16 protein-coding genes and 1 pseudogene are annotated in these 16,663 nt (G+C 66.2%); 7 read left to right on the top strand and 10 right to left on the bottom strand.

The features are described 5' to 3' along the window. Window positions 1-92 precede the first annotated feature (92 nt). Genes R2770_02255 through R2770_02265 form a run of 3 tightly spaced genes read left to right on the top strand, consistent with a single transcriptional unit; the run spans window position 93 to window position 2,423 of the window. Window positions 93-491, top strand: coding sequence for a hypothetical protein (locus R2770_02255; protein MEZ5279269.1), 399 nt, complete (start codon window positions 93-95; stop codon window positions 489-491). Further along, complete coding sequence (locus tag R2770_02260; protein MEZ5279270.1) at window positions 488-1,261, top strand: DNA starvation/stationary phase protection protein; 774 nt, start codon at window positions 488-490, stop codon at window positions 1,259-1,261. Before R2770_02255 ends, R2770_02260 begins: the two co-directional genes overlap by 4 nt. 43 nt (window positions 1,262-1,304) lie before the next feature. Continuing rightward, the gene (locus tag R2770_02265) at window positions 1,305-2,423 is read left to right on the top strand and encodes a TIGR03857 family LLM class F420-dependent oxidoreductase (protein MEZ5279271.1); all 1,119 of its coding nucleotides are present in this window, start codon (window positions 1,305-1,307) and stop codon (window positions 2,421-2,423) included. Here the strand turns inward: R2770_02265 and R2770_02270 are convergent. The 3 genes from R2770_02270 to R2770_02280 all read right to left on the bottom strand — a co-directional run bounded on the left by R2770_02270 (window position 2,420) and on the right by R2770_02280 (window position 4,594). Next, window positions 2,420-3,100, bottom strand: a complete 681-nt coding sequence (locus R2770_02270) for a hypothetical protein (GenBank protein MEZ5279272.1) — start codon at window positions 3,098-3,100, stop codon at window positions 2,420-2,422. The genes R2770_02265 and R2770_02270 overlap by 4 nt on opposite strands. A gap of 18 nt (window positions 3,101-3,118) precedes the next feature. Then, window positions 3,119-3,565 carry a glycine/sarcosine/betaine reductase selenoprotein B family protein gene (locus R2770_02275; protein ID MEZ5279273.1) on the bottom strand — a complete coding sequence of 149 codons (447 nt, stop codon included), beginning with the start codon at window positions 3,563-3,565 and terminating at the stop codon, window positions 3,119-3,121. 102 nt (window positions 3,566-3,667) lie between these two features. Beyond that, complete coding sequence (locus R2770_02280; protein MEZ5279274.1) at window positions 3,668-4,594, bottom strand: undecaprenyl-diphosphate phosphatase; 927 nt, start codon at window positions 4,592-4,594, stop codon at window positions 3,668-3,670. 159 nt (window positions 4,595-4,753) lie between these two features. Between R2770_02280 and R2770_02285 the strand changes: the two genes are divergently transcribed. Both R2770_02285 and R2770_02290 read left to right on the top strand, forming a co-directional pair. After that, a complete protein-coding gene (locus R2770_02285; protein MEZ5279275.1) occupies window positions 4,754-5,431 on the top strand; it encodes an SDR family oxidoreductase in 678 nt (225 codons plus the stop codon). Further along, on the top strand, window positions 5,428-7,506 hold the full coding sequence (locus R2770_02290) for a hypothetical protein (protein ID MEZ5279276.1): 2,079 nt from the start codon (window positions 5,428-5,430) through the stop codon (window positions 7,504-7,506). The genes R2770_02285 and R2770_02290 overlap by 4 nt, the downstream gene beginning before the upstream one ends. Before the next feature lie 37 nt (window positions 7,507-7,543). On the opposite strand, the gene R2770_02295 is transcribed toward R2770_02290, so the two are convergent. Together R2770_02295 and R2770_02300 are read right to left on the bottom strand one after the other, a co-directional pair. Continuing rightward, window positions 7,544-8,176, bottom strand: coding sequence for a TIGR03085 family metal-binding protein (locus R2770_02295; GenBank protein ID MEZ5279277.1), 633 nt, complete (start codon window positions 8,174-8,176; stop codon window positions 7,544-7,546). Between the two features lie 103 nt (window positions 8,177-8,279). Further along, window positions 8,280-8,903, bottom strand: a complete 624-nt coding sequence (locus R2770_02300) for a TIGR03086 family metal-binding protein (protein ID MEZ5279278.1) — start codon at window positions 8,901-8,903, stop codon at window positions 8,280-8,282. A gap of 62 nt (window positions 8,904-8,965) precedes the next feature. Between R2770_02300 and R2770_02305 the strand changes: the two are divergent. Continuing rightward, window positions 8,966-9,913: pseudogene (locus R2770_02305) on the top strand (YafY family protein). Here R2770_02305 and R2770_02310 read toward each other — a convergent pair. Continuing rightward, window positions 9,904-10,554 carry a class I SAM-dependent methyltransferase gene (locus R2770_02310; GenBank protein MEZ5279279.1) on the bottom strand — a complete coding sequence of 217 codons (651 nt, stop codon included), beginning with the start codon at window positions 10,552-10,554 and terminating at the stop codon, window positions 9,904-9,906. The pseudogene R2770_02305 and the gene R2770_02310 sit on opposite strands and share 10 nt — an antisense overlap. 126 nt (window positions 10,555-10,680) lie before the next feature. Here R2770_02310 and R2770_02315 point away from each other — a divergent pair, with 126 nt between their 5' ends. Then, window positions 10,681-11,253, top strand: coding sequence for a TetR/AcrR family transcriptional regulator (locus R2770_02315; GenBank protein ID MEZ5279280.1), 573 nt, complete (start codon window positions 10,681-10,683; stop codon window positions 11,251-11,253). Between the two features lie 8 nt (window positions 11,254-11,261). On the opposite strand, the gene egtD is transcribed toward R2770_02315, so the two are convergent. The 4 genes from egtD to R2770_02335 all read right to left on the bottom strand — a co-directional run bounded on the left by egtD (window position 11,262) and on the right by R2770_02335 (window position 16,613). Further along, entirely contained in the window at window positions 11,262-12,266 is a 1,005-nt protein-coding gene (gene egtD, locus R2770_02320; GenBank protein ID MEZ5279281.1) for an L-histidine N(alpha)-methyltransferase, read from the bottom strand. Then, complete coding sequence (gene egtB, locus R2770_02325) at window positions 12,193-13,518, bottom strand: ergothioneine biosynthesis protein EgtB (protein MEZ5279282.1); 1,326 nt, start codon at window positions 13,516-13,518, stop codon at window positions 12,193-12,195. Before egtB ends, egtD begins: the two co-directional genes overlap by 74 nt. An 81-nt stretch (window positions 13,519-13,599) precedes the next feature. Further along, window positions 13,600-14,865, bottom strand: coding sequence for an APC family permease (locus R2770_02330; GenBank protein MEZ5279283.1), 1,266 nt, complete (start codon window positions 14,863-14,865; stop codon window positions 13,600-13,602). Beyond that, window positions 14,862-16,613: a DUF2207 domain-containing protein gene (locus R2770_02335; protein ID MEZ5279284.1), complete on the bottom strand. Its 1,752-nt coding sequence runs from the start codon at window positions 16,611-16,613 to the stop codon at window positions 14,862-14,864. The genes R2770_02330 and R2770_02335 overlap by 4 nt, the downstream gene beginning before the upstream one ends. Between the last annotated feature and the right edge of the window lie 50 nt (window positions 16,614-16,663).

Here is a 16,663-nt window from a genome sequence, read left to right on the forward strand (position 1 = left end):
GTGCGAATGAAACCCGGATGTGTTTAGCCATCTCGGTCGCTGGGTAGCCAACCCAACGAAAGCAGCCAAGCCAAAGACAAACAAAGGTAGTAATGACACTCGCAGACACTCTTGCCGATCATCCGGCCCGATCGACGTTCGACTTTCCCGAGCTGATGCGGGCAATCGAGGCGACCGGGCGGTGCTCGATCCTTTGCACCGTTTGCGCCGACAGCGAACTGGCCCGAGGAGCCGCGTCGATGCACGACTGCATCCGCACCTGCCTCGACTGCGCGGCCGTGTGCGACGCAACAGCCAAGGTCTTGTCACGACCCACCCCCAGCGGCGACATGTGGCAGGCCCAGGTCCGCGCTTGCATCCTGGCGTGCGTCGAGTGTGCCGCCCAGTGCAGCCAGCACGATCACGTGAGCTGTGCAGCCTGTGCCGAGGCCTGCCGTGAGTGCGAGCGAGCGCTCCAGCAACTGGTCGCTGCGGCGACCGAGTCGGGATGATTCCCGGCAGCCGAGCACTGGCCGTGTGGCTTCCGTCCGAGCCGGGTACCGACCCGCTCGAGCACCGCATGACCTTCGGGCTGGGCGCCGAAACAGAAGACCCCGACCATCCAGAAACCCAACACAGAAAGAGGACAACGACCATGAGCACCGAATCGAACCTGCACCGCACCGTCCCCGGTCTCGACAGCAAGGACGCATCCAAGATCGTCGAGGTCGCGCAGACCAGGCTCGTGAGCCTGCTGGACCTTCAGCTGACGCTCAAGCACATCCACTGGAACCTGGTCGGACCCGATTTCTTGAGTGTGCACGAGATGCTCGACACCCAGGTCGCGCAGGTGCGCGAGGCCACCGATGAGCTGGCCGAGCGGATGCGGACCATGGGCGGAGTACCCGCCGGCACCCCCGGCGCCATCGTCGAACACCGCACGTGGGACGACTATGCCATCGGCAGGGGCCTGGTGACCCAGCACCTCCGCGAACTCGACTCGGTCTACACGGGCATCATCATCGACCACCGAAAGGCGATCGAGGCCTCTGCGGCAGATCCGGTCACCGAGGACCTGTTCATCAAACAGACCGCCATGCTCGAGATGGCGCAATGGTTCGTCCGTTCGTTCATCGAGAGCACCAGTGCCCAGGATCTCTCCGACGAAGACCTGCGCCGCCTGGTCGAGCACAAAACCGGGATGGACCTGGACGAGGTCGGGCGCAACATCGACGAGATGAATCGTGTCGGAGCGAACATCTCTGGCGAGGGCGCCATCTGACGCGGGCTTCTCCGGCCCTGCCGCGCCGGGGCACAATGCTGCGATGGATTCGCAGCTCGGTCAGGCCCCACCCACACAGATGAACGAGCTGGGGTTCTACACCCTGGCCGGCGCGCCAGAATCACCGCGAGACCTGATCGACGAGATCCGCAGAGCCGAGGCCATGGGCCTCGGCTCTGCCTTCATCAGCGAGCGCTTCAACATCAAGGAGGCGGCGACCCTCAGCGGTGCCGCCGGCGCCGTGTCCGAGCGCATCGGCATCGCCACCGCCGCCACCAATCACAACACCCGTCACCCGATGGTGACGGCGTCTTACGCGATGACGATGCACAAACTCACCGGCGGGCGCTTCTCTCTGGGTTTGGGCCGAGGTATCGAGAGAGCCATGAAGGCCTTCGGGCTGGGGGCCATAACAACTGCACAGATGGAAGACTTCGTGTCGATCATGCGCCGCGTTTGGCGTGGGGAGGCGGTGTTGGGCCACGACGGCCCCGCCGGCCGCTTTCCGGCTCTTGCGATATCGGGCATGGGCGCCCAGCGCATACCTATGACGCTCACCGCGTTTGGTCCCAACTCTTTGGCCCTCGGGGGCCGGGCATTCGACGCGGTGGTGCTGCACACCTTCTTCACCGACGAGACCACGTCGCGGGTCGTTGCCCAGGTCAAGCGGGCAGCCGAAGAGGCCGGCCGCAATCCCGACCACGTGCGTGTGTGGTCGTGCCTGGCCACCATCGGCGACCATCTGCCCGAACCGGTGGTGCTGAAGAAGACTGTGGGCCGGATGGCGACCTACCTCCAGGCCTACGGCGACTTGATGGTGCGCACCAACGACTGGGACCCCGAGGTTCTGCGGCGTTTCCGGCAGGACGAATTCGTCGCCGGTTTCAGAGGGGCCCTCGACCAGCTGGCCACCACCGAGCAGCTCGAGCACGTGGCCACGCTGATACCGGCCGACTGGTTGGCGCCGGCGGCGACGGGCTCGCCCGAGCGATGTGTCGAGACCATCCGAAACCAGTTCGACCTGGGGTGTGACGGCGTGATCCTGCACGGCGCGAGCCCTGCCGATCTCGAACCGATCGTCGACGAGTACCGTCGGACCCGCCAGGCGGGGCTGTTCGACCACCTGCCGGCAAACCCCGGGGGAGTGGCCGTCGGCAACTAGTGGTCGCCAGGGGCCATGTAGAACCACACGGGCGACTTGACCCCCGCCTCGCGCATGGCCGCTCGCGCCGCCAGCACGACCTCGCCACCCCGGGTGTGGTCGAGGAACCAACGGGTACCCGCCCACGCCGAGGGGACCGAGTCGGCCAAGCCCAATGCTGCGGTTTCGTAGTAGCCGCGGATGTCTTGGGCCACCCGGGCCGGAATGCCTGGGACACCGGCCTCTTTCCACGGCACACCGTCGGCCACCCTGATGAACGCTTCCAGCGCGTCGACGACGTGGTCGGCGTCGACCACACGCCCCGCACCCATGCGGTTGCCATAACGTTCGACCGCACGTTCGTAGGCCGGGCGCAATCCGCGGGCCTCGTCTACGGCCGGGTGTGCGTTTGGGTCGTGGCGAGGGGGCAGCGGGCAGGCCATCACCTCGACGTTGTCGTCGACGATGCTCTCGCCGAACTCGGCGAACACCGGCTCGGTGGCGTCGAGCAGCGAGAAGGCATGGGCCAACACCCGATGTTGAAACTCGGGGTCGGCCGGTTTGCCCAGCGGGCGGCCGAGCGGGAAGTCGCACCACAGCCCTCGGGGTGGCGCGGTGGCCTCGATCTGGTTGCGTTGAGATCCCAAGGCGATGGTGGCCAGGCCGGCGGCCTCGAAGACGTGGGCGAGCGTACTCACGGTACGCGTGCACAGCGGTCAGACAGGGGTGAGCAACACAACGTCTATGTCGTTGTCCAGCAACAGCTTGGCCCCAGCGGGGCCGCTGTCCATGCGGATGGCGCTGAGCTCGAACTGGTTGCCGGCGTACGAGAGGTGGACGTCGGAGACCTGTCCGATGACGCCCTGTTGGGCGAGTTCGTCGAGGCGATCGATGGGGAACACGGGGTTGATGTCGACCGCAAATCCGGTGGTGTCGAAGTTGGGGCTCCAATGACCGAGCACATAGTCGCGCCTGGCCGACGACAAGACCCTGAAGCCGGTGTCCGCGGGCGCGAAGTCGTGGTCGTCGGGGTGGTGCAAGCTGGCCGAGGTGACGATGGCGACCTTGGCCTCAGACAGCGGCTTGGGTGTGGTGAACGCGGTTGTTTCGAACACCGGTGTCTCGATGTCGGCCGTCATGGCCTTGACCTGCTTGTCGGTCAATGTCGTCACCTCGATGCGGAGCGGGCCGGGTCGGCCGGTGACCAAGTGTCATCGATTGTGGTCAGCGAGTCCAATTGGCTCGACACCGCTGCGAGGCGAGTGTCAGATCGCGCCCGCAACAACCGCCACACCGAGGGCCGCGCCGACCACCAGGCGATACCAGCCAAAGATCGCGAACCCACGCTGCTCGAGCCAGGTGACCATCCAACGAACGGCGATGACCGCGCTGACGAACGCGACGACCAGCCCGATCAGCGGTGTGGTGATGCCGTAGGTGTCTATCAAGTTCTGGCCGTTGTCGAGCCCCTCGTAGATGGTGGCGGCACCCAGGGTGGCCAGACCCAGAATGAAACTGAACTCGACGGCTGCCGACAGCGACATGCCCACCAGCACTGCCGCGACGATCGTCGACAGGCTGCGGCTGACGCCGGGCCACAACGCCAGACACTGGATCAGCCCGATCAGGAACGCCTGGCGCAGCGTCATCTCGGTGATCGAGGCTCCGGTCTGGTTGAGGCGATCTGTCCGCACCAGGTACAAGATGCCCAAGCCACCGACGAACCAGGCGATGGCGATGGGGCCTGGGCCGAACAGACGCTCACGGATCGGATCCTGCAGAGCCAGCGCGATGGCCACGGTGGGCACGAACGCTGTGATGGTCGCCAGCAGGACCCGGCGGCCTTCGGCATCTCGGCCGAACATGCCTGCGATCATTTGTGCGATGCGCCGGCGGTACAACACCAGCACCGCCAAGATCGCTCCGGCTTGAATACATATCGCGTACGTGTCCAGGGCCAGGTCGGCTTGTTCGGTGCCGCCCAGACCCAACAACTCCTGGGTCACCAGCAGATGGCCCGTCGAGCTGATGGGCAGGTATTCGGTCAGACCCTCGACAACGCCGAGGATGATCGACGCCAGAATCGAGAGGTCGTCGGGCGACGACGCGGGCCTGGCGATGGCTATTGCCACGGCCAAGGCCACCAGCAGTGCCAGGGCGCCCGCCGCGGTCAGCTTGTCGTTGCGATCCACGCCAGAAGTGTGGCCGAAGCCGGGCCCCTGCGGGGTGACCGCTGCCGACGACGGCTCGAGGTCGGCGGCCGCGGTGGCTCGTCCGTTCGAGCTCGTCGTTGTCGTACCTTGTCTGGAGAGGCGCCTCACCTGATCGAAATCGGCGCCTGGAGGCCGAAGATGAGCGACAGGCTTGCGGGCAAGGCGGTGTTGGTCACCTGCGCCGATGCCTACATGGGTCCGGCGATAGCAGCGCTGTTCGAGGCCGAGGGCGCCGACGTCATCGCCGACACCGACCCGCTGACCCACCCAGACGCCCCCGACGAGCTCATCGCTCGTTGCGGGCCGCTCGACATCGTGGTCGCCAACACCGATCTGCCCGCGTATGGCGCCAACACCGTCGACATCGAGGATGGACCGTGGCTCGAGGGCTTCGATGCAATGGTGCATCCCCTGATGCGAATCGTCAGGGCCGCTGCGCCCGCAATGATCGAGCGCGGCTGCGGCTCGATCGTTGCAATGACGTCGTCGTCGCCGCTGCGCAGGATGAAACCACACGCCATCGCCTACGTAACCGCCAGGGCGGCCCAGAACGCCTTCGTCCGGTCGGCCGGCCATGACCTGGCGCGACACGGGATACGGCTCAACGCCATCGCCCAGAACTTCGTGGCCAACGACACCTACTACCCGCCAGAGGTGCTCGAGAACCCCAGGTTCATCGCTAGGGTCGACAACGAGATTCCGGCCAAACGGGTCGGAGACCCGGCCGAAACCGCCGAGTTGGCCTTGTTTCTCGCCAGCGATAAGGCGTCGTTCATCTATGGGCAGGTCATCAGCCAGGACGGTGGTTGGAGTTGAGACGGCCCCTGTCGAATGCCGCCGCCGCGGCCGTGGTCGTTACGGCGCTGGCGTGGCTGATGCCGCCGGCCCCGGCCAGCGGAGGGCCAGCGGCAGCGTCGGTCGGTGGTTCTGTCGCGGCCGCCCAGACGACGGGCGGGTTCGTCGACATCGACCTGACCGCCGATGAGCTCGGGCTTTGGATAACCAGTGCCGACGGAACGGTGCAAACCAGAGGGCCGGCGGCACACTTCGGCGACCGTCCGGCGCTGGGACCCGGCGAAACCGTGGTCGAGCTGGTTCCGACGCCGTCTGGCAGCGGCTACTGGATGTTCACCAGCCTGGGGGCCGTTCACACCTTCGGTGATGCCACCTACCACGGCGATGTGTCGAACCTCGAACTGGCCGGCCCCATCGTGGCGGCCGCGACCCTGCCCGACGGCTCTGGGTATTACCTGCTGGGTTCGGACGGCGGCATGTTCGCAATGGGTGCAGCCCGCTTCCACGGATCAATCCCTCAGGTGCTTCCAGGGGTGCAGCTCGATGCTTCGATCGTCGCGTTGAGCGCCACCGCCGCGGGTTATGTGCTGATCGGCGCCGACGGTGGCACGTTCACCTTTGGCGACGCGCAGTTCCACGGATCGATCCCTGGAGTGTTGCCGGGTGTGGCCCTTGCGTCGGGCATCGTAGGTCTGGTTCCGGGCCCGGCGGGTTATCTGATGCTGGGTGGCGACGGCGGCATCTTCAACTTCGGGCAGAGTCGCTTCCACGGCAGCCTGGCCGGGTTCGACGCGCCTGGCGTGGTTGCGGTCGCAGTTCTTTCTGACCTGTCGGGGTACCTGATGCTCGACACCAGCGGCACGGTGTGGCCATTTGGCGACACCCGCGGCGTCGGCGTCGAAACATCCAACGGTGCCGGGCCGGCGTCGGTTGCGTTCGACCACGACGATGGGGTGATCGTCGAGGTGTCGATCAGTACGGCCGGCAGCTCGAGTTTCTTCTACGAGGGGCTGGGGCAGGCGATCGAAGTGCCGTCGCCCGGCGTCGCCCGGGTGGTGGTCGATGCTCCCGATCTGGCGGCCGTCGACATCGATACAACCGGCATCTGGACGATGCGGGTGCTGCCGTTGTCCTATGCAACCCACTGGCGCAAGGGTGGCGACCCGGTGTCGGCCGAGGGCTCCGACGTATACCGAATCGATCGAACGCCGGCCGGCACTCGTCTGGAATTCGTGTCAGACGGATATATCGCGGTGTCGGCACGAGCGGTCGACGGGTCGGATGCGCGACTGCTGTACAACGGGGGAGGTCACATGGGCGATCAGACCGTGACCGACGCGGTCACGCTGCCCTTGGTGGGTGGGCCGATGATCGTCGCGGTGCAATCGAACTTTGCCCACACTGTCGAGCTGAGCGATCCGGTGTTGCCGCGTTCGGTCGAGGTCGTGGGCGACTCGGTGGGCATCACCCTGGTCATCAATTCGCCGTCGTCTCTCGACGGGGTTTTGTCGCTTCGCGACTCGGCCATCGAGGGCTGCGGCATCATCGACAGCGGGTCGATGATCAGCGGCGGACGAACCAGGCGCAACTTCTCGGCCTGCGTCAACTTCGCCCAACGTTGGGCAGCCGACGTGGCCGCCCACCGGCCCGATGTGGTGCTGGTGGTCATCGGCGCCTGGGAGGTGTTCGACCTGTCGATCGATGGGGTGGTGGTGCCGTTCGGATCCGAGGCCCACGACGAGGTTCTGCGCAATGGTCTCGAGCGCGTGCGGGCAGCGTTCGAACCCGTCGACACGTCGGTTGCCCTGCTCGAGGTTCCGTGCCAATTCCCTCGCCCGGGTGGGGGGTTGACGCCATTGCCAGAGCGAGGCGAACGTTGGCGCACCGACCATCTCAACGAACTGTTGGCCGAGATCGCAGCGACAGACGACCAATTCAACGACCGGATGAAGTTGGTGACCTCACCGCCCGCCTTGTGCGACGACCCTTCGATCGCCGACAACCCGTCGATTCGCTGGGACGGCACCCACTATGGGCCTGCCGGCGGTGCGTTGGTGTGGAGCCACCTCCGCGACCAGCTCCTGCGCATGCCCTGAGACCGCCGCGTCACCCACAGCGGGTGCCGGGTGTGGGTCAGACGCCGAAAGCTGCGGTCATCACCTGGTCGATGGCGTTCTGGTCGCCTGCAACATCTACGTGGGCCACCGCCTGGCGTCCGTACATGAACAGAACCAGCTCGCCTACCGGGCCGGTGACGCGCACGGGCGAGGGGCCGCTCTTTATCTTCAGCTCGCGGCCGTCGTCGGTGGCGATGGTCAGCGGTGCTGGAGACTGGCGTCGCAACACCGGCGCCACCCGCTTGAGGCCGCTCCACAACTCGTCTTCGGTCGCTGCCGGCAGGTCTCGTCCTGCTCCCGACCCAGATCCGCGCCGCACGTCTTCGTGATGAACGAAGAACTCGATGGTGTTGGTTGCCTTGTCGACCAAGGCGAAGCTGGCCGGCGACCACCGAGGCGGGCCACTTCGCACCTGGTCGACCAGTTCCTCGAACGGCTGCTGTGTGGCTTCGAGCCGCAGCTTCTCGGTGTGGCCGGCGGCAAAGTCGAAGACCAGACCGGGCAACGAATCGGGTCTGCGGTCGCGCACCACCAAGTGGGCGGCGAGGTCGAGGGTCGTCCAGTCTCCGCAGAGGGTGGGCGCTTGGGGCCCGACCTCTGCGAACAGGTTGCACAGCAGCTCTCGCTCTGTGGCGGCCGGGTTGGTCACGGCGGGCCCCTATCGTCGGCGATGACCGAGCTGTTGCCTCGGCAGTGGCAGCCTATGGCCTCGGTGCCGCCGTCGTTCGGGGCCCGCCGTCACCCGGGCAACTTCAGCTCGCTGTGGCCGGCCACGCGGCTGTATTTCGACCGGTCCAAGCGACCAGGCGTTCGATGGCGGGCGCCGTGCTGGGGACGTCGACAACCCGGTCGAAAGGCACCTCAGGGTCGCTGCGGATTTCGTCGGGCAGAGCCATCTGCATGCCGGCCAGGGCTGCCAGCACCACCAGGTCTGGCCAGTCGATGTTCAGCTGCGCGGCAGCAGCCAGATCCCAGCTGTGGATGAGAATCTCTGCGGTGTACATACCCACCGCCATGGCGCCAGGCATTTGGGCGAATGGCAAAGTGACCACCTCGCCGAGCCTGGCCGGGTCGGCCCACGCGGACCGCACTTCGCCCGTCACAGCGTCGACGGCGGCGACATAGCCGTCGGGATCGATCGCCGGTTCGAGGTCGACAGCGTTCGGGTCGTCGCCCCGACCGGCCGCAGCAAGCCTGCCGGCGGCCCCGACGGTGTGGCCGAGCAGCTGCCCCACGTTCATGTCGTCGCACGGAGTTGGTTTGGAGAGGTCGTCTGGCCCGATCGACTCGGCTACTCGGCGGAACGTGGCCAGTGCTGCCTCGCAGCCCTGGCGCGGGTCGGTGTCTTGTGCATTGATGCTGTCGCTGTTGGTCATGAGCGGATCAAACCATCTTGAAGTGGACATCTGATGGCCACTTTCGGATGGATAATCGAAACATGCGTGCAGATCGACTCGTCCAACTCCTGTTGATGCTCCAGCGTCGAGGAAAGATCACGGTTGCCGAGGCCGCGGACGAACTCGAGGTCTCGACCCGCACCGCGCGGCGAGATCTGGAGGCGTTGGCGATGTCGGGGGTGCCCGTCTACCCGCAACGGGGCCGCGGTGGCGGCTGGTTCTTGCTTGGTGGCGCCACCATCGACCTGTCCGGCCTGAACGAGTCTGAGGCCACCGCCCTGGTGTTGTCGGTGGGCGACCAGGGCGGAGACCAGGTGCTCAAGGGCGCGCTGCGAAAGATCATCAGCGCCCTTCCCGAGCCGTTTCGCGACAGTGCAGACAATGTCTCGAAGCTGGTCTTCACCGACCAGGCGGGTTGGGGTGAGGTCGACTTCAGCAGGTCGACGGCGGTGGTGTTCCGCGATGTCTCGGCGGCCCTGGCATCGGGCAGGCGTATCGAATTCGGGTACGTCGACGGCCGCGGCAACCGTTCGCAGCGAAGTGCCGACCCGCTGGGACTGGTCGAGAAGCGAGACCGTTGGTACTTGGTGGCAGGCACCCAGTCGGGCCTGCGCTCGTTCCGGCTCGACCGCTTCGACGGCGTCTTCGTCTTGGACGACGAGGTTGCTCGACCGCCGGATTTCGATCTGGCCGAGGCCTGGGCGCAGATCAATGTCGTTTTCGTCTAACACGCCCTCACAGTCAGCGCTTCCGGGCGGGTTGCCTCCGGCGGCGCTGTAGCGGCCCTCCGAGCACGCTTGGGTGCCAGGGTGACGCTTGGTGCGACCGGCAAGGATGGATGGATCGAGTTCGAGGCACGCGGCTGGTCTCACGAGGTGCTGGGGCGTGAGCTGGCCGGCTTCGGAGCCGACCTCGACGTCAGCGCTCCCGCCGAGGTGCGTGAGGTTCTGGCCAGGCTGGGCCTGGAACTGGTCGATCTCTACGGCTGAGGTGTTGTTGTCTCGCCAGATCCAGGCGCAGCCAGCGGCTTAGAGGCCACGACCGCTATCAGCGCGCCGCGGCGGACTGTATGCAGGCCGATGCTGGCGTCGTCGAAGCCCTGGGCCCGGGCCATCTGGGCGAACGCTTCGCCTTGTTGTTCGGTCCAACCGTGTGACGCGTGCCCGGTCGCCTTGGGGCTGCGACGCCGTTCGAGAGCCAACAGCCGGCCTCCAGGCGACAGCACGCGCCAGCACTCTGCGAGGCCCGCCTGCACATCGGTCCAGTGGTGAACGGTAGCGATAGACCACACCACGGTCGCCGCGCCCGCGTCGACCGGGAGATCCTCGGCCGTGCCGTCCAGCCAGACGGCCTTGTCGCTTCTCGTCAGTAGCCGAGCGGTGCGAAGCATCACCGGGGCCGGGTCGACGCCGGTCACCTTTGCACCGCGGGCGATCGCTTCGCGCAGGGTCCTGCCTGGTCCGCACCCGATATCGACTACGTGGTCGCCTGGCTCAACGGCCATCAGGTCGCATGCGAGAGAGGCGTCCTGTGAGCGTCCGATCAGGAAGGTCGCGGCTGCGAAAGCACCGGAGATGCCGCTGAAACCTGCCTGACCTCCGTGATGATTTGGTGGGGGTAGGTCTGTCATCTGACTCTCCTTCACTGCAGGCCGTCGATTACTGACCAACGGTCATTACTGGTTTGTCAGTCTTTCTGACCGGCGGTCATTAGTCAAGTTAATGACCAATGGTCAGTGCGGGTGTAGAGTTCGGGCGTGCCTACGTCGAAGAGGTCGAGATCTCCCGAACTGCGGCGCGGGCAACTCCTCGATGCAGCCGAATCGGTCGCCATAGGCAAGGGCCTGGGTTCGCTGACCGTCGCCGCCGTCGCATCCAGTGCCGGCGTGGCCAAGGGCACCACCTACCTGTACTTCTCGTCGAAGGACGAGCTGATCGACGCGGTCCGAGATCGCTATCTCGAGCGCTTTCTGGACGCCATCGAAACCGACGACGAGGCCACATCGGCAGAACAGATCGCACAGCTGATCAGGCAGCTGTTCGACTTCTCCGCCAGCAATCATGCGCTTCACCACGCGTTGTTTCACGAGGCAGGCTTCGGAGAGGAGCACTCCTTCGAACCGATCAGGAAGCGCTTCGCAGACATCGTCGCGGCCGGGATCGGCTCAGGCGAATTTCGAGCCTTCGACCCATCGGCGGCGGCCAGCTTCGTGGTCGCCGGCGTGCACGGCGTGCTGGTGGAGGCGGCACACTCTGATGGCGCACGCAGGAACTTCGCCGAAGCTGCAGTTGCCCTTGCTCTGCAGAGTCTCGACGCGCACTGCAGCTAGCGCGAGGTTCAGAGCCTGGCCGCCAGCAGCATCCCGAAGTCCTGCCGCTGATCGGTCCAGGTGCGAACCAGGTTCAGGCCCGCCGCCTCGACCTCGCCGCAGATCTGCTCGACGGTGAACTTGGTCGAGATCTCGGCGCACAACTCCTCGCCGGCCTCGAACTCGACGGTTACGCCGGCCCCGGGAAGCTCGACGGTCTGGGTGCGAAGCGACCGCAGCCGCATGTCCATGCGGGTGTGCGTAGGGTCCCACAAGCCGACGTACTCGAACGAGCTGGGGTCGAAATCGGCATCGAGTTCGTTGTTGAGCACGCACAGCAGGTTGGTGATGAACTCGGCCGTCACCCCGGCGCTGTCGTTGTAGGCCGCGATGATGCGGTCGACGGGCTTCATGAGGTCGAATCCCAGAAGGAAGGTTCCGCCGGTGGGCAACCAGGCTCCGACCTCGGCCAGGAACTCGGCTCGCTGCGCCTCGTCGAGGTTTCCGATGGTCGACCCCAGGAACGCCAGCATGGGTGTGCCCAGGTTCTCGGTGTCGACCTCGAGCAGGTGTTCGTGGAAGTCGCCGGCCACACCGTGCACCTCCAGCCCCGGGTACCGATCGCTCAGCAGCACAGCCGAATCGCGCAGCGTCTGCTCGCTGACGTCGAACGGCACCACCCGGGTCAGTGACTCGGCCCGCCAGAACGCATCGAGGATGGTCCTGGTCTTGTCCGAGGTGCCAGACCCCAACTCGACGAAGGTGTCGGCGCCGCTCAGCTCGACCAGGTCGTCGCAGATCTCGGCGAGCAGCCGGCGCTCGGCCTCGGTGGGGTAGTACTCGCCCAGTCGGGTTATCTGGTCGAACAGCTCGCTGCCGCGATCGTCGTACAGCCAACGAGGCGAGAGGCGACGAGGAACACGCGTGAGGTTCGCCTGCACCTCCTCGATGAGCGCCCGCTCACGCCAGTGCTCGTCGACGTGGATCTCGAATGTGGGCGCGACAGGCCCAGCGATTGTTGTTGTCGGATTCATCGGATTCCCCCTCGTGCCAGCCTGACGCCGGCCAGCATCCACCTCGCGGAGGTGGAAAGAAGTTGCGGTAGGTCGGTCTTTGGTGTCCAGACGGCGTATAGGCGCAGCTGCCTCTCAGCACCATCTGGTTGGACATGAACTTGCCGTTGTATTCGCCGATGGCACCCGCCGCCGGCTCATATCCCGGATAGGGCAGGTACGCCGAAGACGTCCACTGCCAGCATTCGCCGAATGCCTGCTGAAGCCCGCCACCAGGGACGGCGGGGTTGGGGTGCAGCCGGTCGAGGTCGAGCGGACGCACAGGGCCAGAACCCAGCGTTGCGACGGCAAATTCCCACTCGAACTCGGTTGGCAATCGTGCCCCCGCCCAGCGGGCGAAGGCGTCGGCCTCGTAGTGGCTCACGTGACACACGGGCTCCGCGGGGTCGACCGCGCGGGTGCCTCCCAGTGTGTGGACCAGCCAATCGCTGCCGTCTCGTGTCCAGTACAGCGGGGCCTGCCACCCTTGGGCGCGCACGGTGTGCCACCCGTCGGACAGCCACAGGTCGGGTCGCTCGTAGCCACCGTCTTCGATGAATTCGAGCCACTCGCCGGCGATCACCAGGCGGTCGGCGATCTCGAACGGGTATAGGTGCAGCCGGTGTCTGGGCAGCTCGTTGTCGAAGCAGAATCCGTCGCCTTCGTATCCGACCTCGACCAGACCGGTGGGGTCCAGGGGCAACCAGCCCAGCTCCGCACTGGGCGGGTGTGGGGCGCAGTAGCCCATGTCGGGCCTATACACGGGTTGCAGAGGGTTGATCGAGAGCACGTGTTTGATGTCCATCAACAGCAGTTCCTGGTGCTGTTGTTCGTGGTTGATACCCAGCTCGGTCAACTCCGAAACGACCTCGGGGCGAGAGTGCAGGAGGTCCGCCATCGAAGCATCGACATGGGTGCGGTACTTACCGACCTCGGCCGCGCCCGGACGAGACACCAGGCCCCTCATGGCGCGGGTGAACTGGGGTCCGATGCCTTCGTAGTAGCTGTTGAACAGGTAGCGGAACTGGGCGTCGTATGGCGCGAAGTCGGCCAGGTGCGACTCGAGGATGAAGGTCTCGAAGAACCATGTGGTGTGCGCCCGGTGCCACTTGGTAGGGCTGACATCGGGCATCGACTGGACCGTCTGGTCCTCGGCAGACAGGGGCTCGGCCAAGGCCTCGGTGAGAGCTCTGGTCGACCGATAGCGCTCGGCCAGATCTGCGTGCGATTGCATGCTCGACCAAACCGCTCGGACCGGCCAACAATTCCCTCGCGAAGGTGAACGTTTGATTGCCGTGTCGGGTAGCTGACGGGGTCAGCGAGATGTGCTGCGGCGGGCGACCACGGCACGGGCGAGCACTCCGGCAGCCAGCACTGCGGAGCCGGATACGACCGCTGTCGGGGGCAGGCTGAAGATCAGCACCACACAGCCGGCGAGGCCAAACCATGCGAGCGACCGGGGCCATCGGCGTTGCTGAGGGCTCAGTGTCAGCGCGGCAGCGTTGGTCACTGCGTAGTAGGTCAGCACGGCAACGCCCGACACGGCGATGGCGTTGCGCAGATCCAGCAACACCACCAGTGCCATCACCACACCGGCAACCGTCAGCTCGGCGCGCAGAGGAATGTCGCGGTTGTGGTCGATGTGAGCGAACCAACCCGGCAGTTCGCGGTTGCGCGCCATGGCCATCGACGTGCGTGACACCCCGGGTATCAGGTTCAACAGCACACCCAGGGCGGCGACGCCAGCGCCCACTCGCACAACGGTCGAGAACCCCGTCGGCGCGCCCGATCCGACCAGCCGAAGAGGCGCGTCGGTGGCGGCCAGCGCAGCGCTGTCGACCACGGCCAGGGCAGTCACCGCCACGATCGCGTAGACGATCAGCACCGCCAGCAGAGCTCGAGGTACGGCCTTGGGAATGGTGACCGCTGGATCGCGGACCTCCTCGCCCAGCGTGGCTATGCGCGCATAGCCGGCGAATGCGAAGAACAAGAAGCCTGCCGACCGCAGCACGCCCAACGCGTCGCCTTCGGTCAGGTCGATGCGTGCGATGTCGGCTTGGCCCCCGGTCCAGCCCGCGACCACCACTGCGGCCAGCGCGGCCAGCGAGACCACCAGCAGCATCCGGGTCACGGCGACGGTGCGGCTCAGGCCGCCGATGTTGACGACCGTGATGACGGCCACGGCACCGATCGCCACCGCACGTTCGTGTTGTGGCCACAGGTATGCGCCCACCGTCAACGCCATCGCTGCACACGACGCTGTCTTGCCAACGACGAACCCCCAACCGGCCAGGTGTCCCCACCCATCGCCCAGCTGGCGGCGGCCATAGACATAGGTGCCGCCCGACTCGGGATGTATCGCGGCCAGCTGGGCCGACGATGCCGCGTTGGCGAAAGCAACCGCCGCCGCCAGCGCCTGGCCTATCACCCGGGCGCCGCCGGCGGCGCCGGCCGCGGGTGCCCAGGCCGCGAATACACCGGCTCCGATCATCGACCCTGCGCCGATCACCACTGCGTCGCCCACACCCAGGTGGCGGCGCAGCGAACCCTGTCGGTCGTGACCGCCCGACGCAGCGCTCACCAGGAGCCACCACCGCCGCCGCCCGAACCCCCACCGACCGAGCCGCCACCTCCGCTGCTGCTGGACGGCGCTCGTGCAGCCGTCGATGTTGCGCTGGAGATGCTTGGTGCCATGGTGGCGAAGTAGACGGCGCGGGTGTCAGAGCCCGAGATGGTGCCCATCTTCTCGGCTTCCTTCACGACCTCGGCCCAGTGATCGGCTTCGCCCAAGGCGGTGGCCCAGGCGGTGTATTCGAGCAGCACCCCACGCTTGGCGGCGTCTTCGACGTGGCGTGCGTCGGAGTTCTCGATGAAGCGCCTGAACGACTCGATACGAATCCACATGCCGCTGCCCTCGGGTGTGCGACCCCTCAGTTCCCAGCTGCGGATGACCAGTGCCCAACCGCTGCCGGCGGCGAGGGCTCCTAACGCCACACCGGCCAGCCATGGCAGGCCCCATCGGTTGGCCACGAACGCAAACCCGAACACGAACACCGCTCCGACCACCAGCGCGACTGCGCCGAAGATTCGGGCCAGGAGCTTGCGGCGATCGCCTTCGCCGTCCCACAGTCCCGAGTCCTCTAGCCAACTCGACTGGCGCGAGCCCAGCTTCGTCCACCCGGTGGCGAACTGCTTGTCGTATTTGGCCAGCGAAACCCGCGACCTTCCCCCGAACAGCCGGTCGAGCGCTTCGTGGTCGGGCGAGTCTGTGGTGTTGCGCCGAATGGTGACGTTCTTGCCCGAGCCCTCGATCTCGACCTCGCCGGCTATGGCCCGCTCGAGCAGCCACGCCACCCGATGGTTGGCGTTTGCGCTTTCGGCGTAGAGAACCCCTCCCTGCCAGGCGGTGAGACCCTTGGGCGGAACGAACTCGGTCGATGCCATGGCGTCGAGTTCTTCGTGGTCGACGAGCTTCACAGCGTATTGCTCGCCAAACTGAGGGCCGAACGCGGCATCGGCAGAACCGCCGACCCACACCCACTCGCGACCCCGCTTGCGGATGCGGGTGGAGATGACCGCAGCCGACGCGATGGCAGCCGCGGCGGCGACCACGAAAGCGGCCAGCAGGCCCGCGCCGGGGTCGTTGACGTCGCCCCTAGGCGGTGTTGGCGCAGCAGGCATTGCGGCCAAGCGATCGCCAGGAAGAGCCGAGATCGTGACACCTTCGTAGGCATCGAGCCGAGACACTTCGGCCACCAGGTGGCCCGGTGCGACCGTGCGTACCGAACACCCGTCCCAGGCCCCTGCAGGCCCTTTCGAACATTGCGGCCCCACCAGTTCGCGATCGGCCAGCAGATGAACCTCGATGCCCGAGACTCCGACCGGCCAATCGGTGCCGACAGCGTTCCACGAGATCAAGCCGTCTACGCGCTCGAACTCGAGTGGGTAGGCGATGTTGTAGCGATGCCTCCCGCGGATGGTGGCGTTGGGATCGCCGATTCGGATTCGAGTGCCGTTGTAGGTGGGGCTGAGCTGAAACTGATCGGGAGCGGTCGGCGAAGACACGGTCACCTGCGACTCGTCGGGTATCTGTGACGAGAACAGCCCGGGCACGTCTCGAAAGATGCCGTGGCGGCTGGAGACACCGAAGTCGTAGTCGATCGTCTCGACCACGGCGCCCTGAGTTCCGACGACCTCGGCCGAGGCCCAGTAGCCCACGATCCTCTCGGTGTCGCCGGCGGCCGAGCCGATGAGGGCGACGATGCCCGCGCCCACAGCGCCCAGCACCAACAAGAAGACGTCGAGTTTGCGCCTGGTCCGGTACGCCATCGGCCAAGTCTGCACCAACCGAACCGGTCGCGCCGTCCGGTGGTGCATCA

It is taken from the genome of Acidimicrobiales bacterium, from assembly GCA_041394185.1.
Classification (GTDB): Bacteria; Actinomycetota; Acidimicrobiia; order Acidimicrobiales; family Poriferisodalaceae; genus JAAETH01.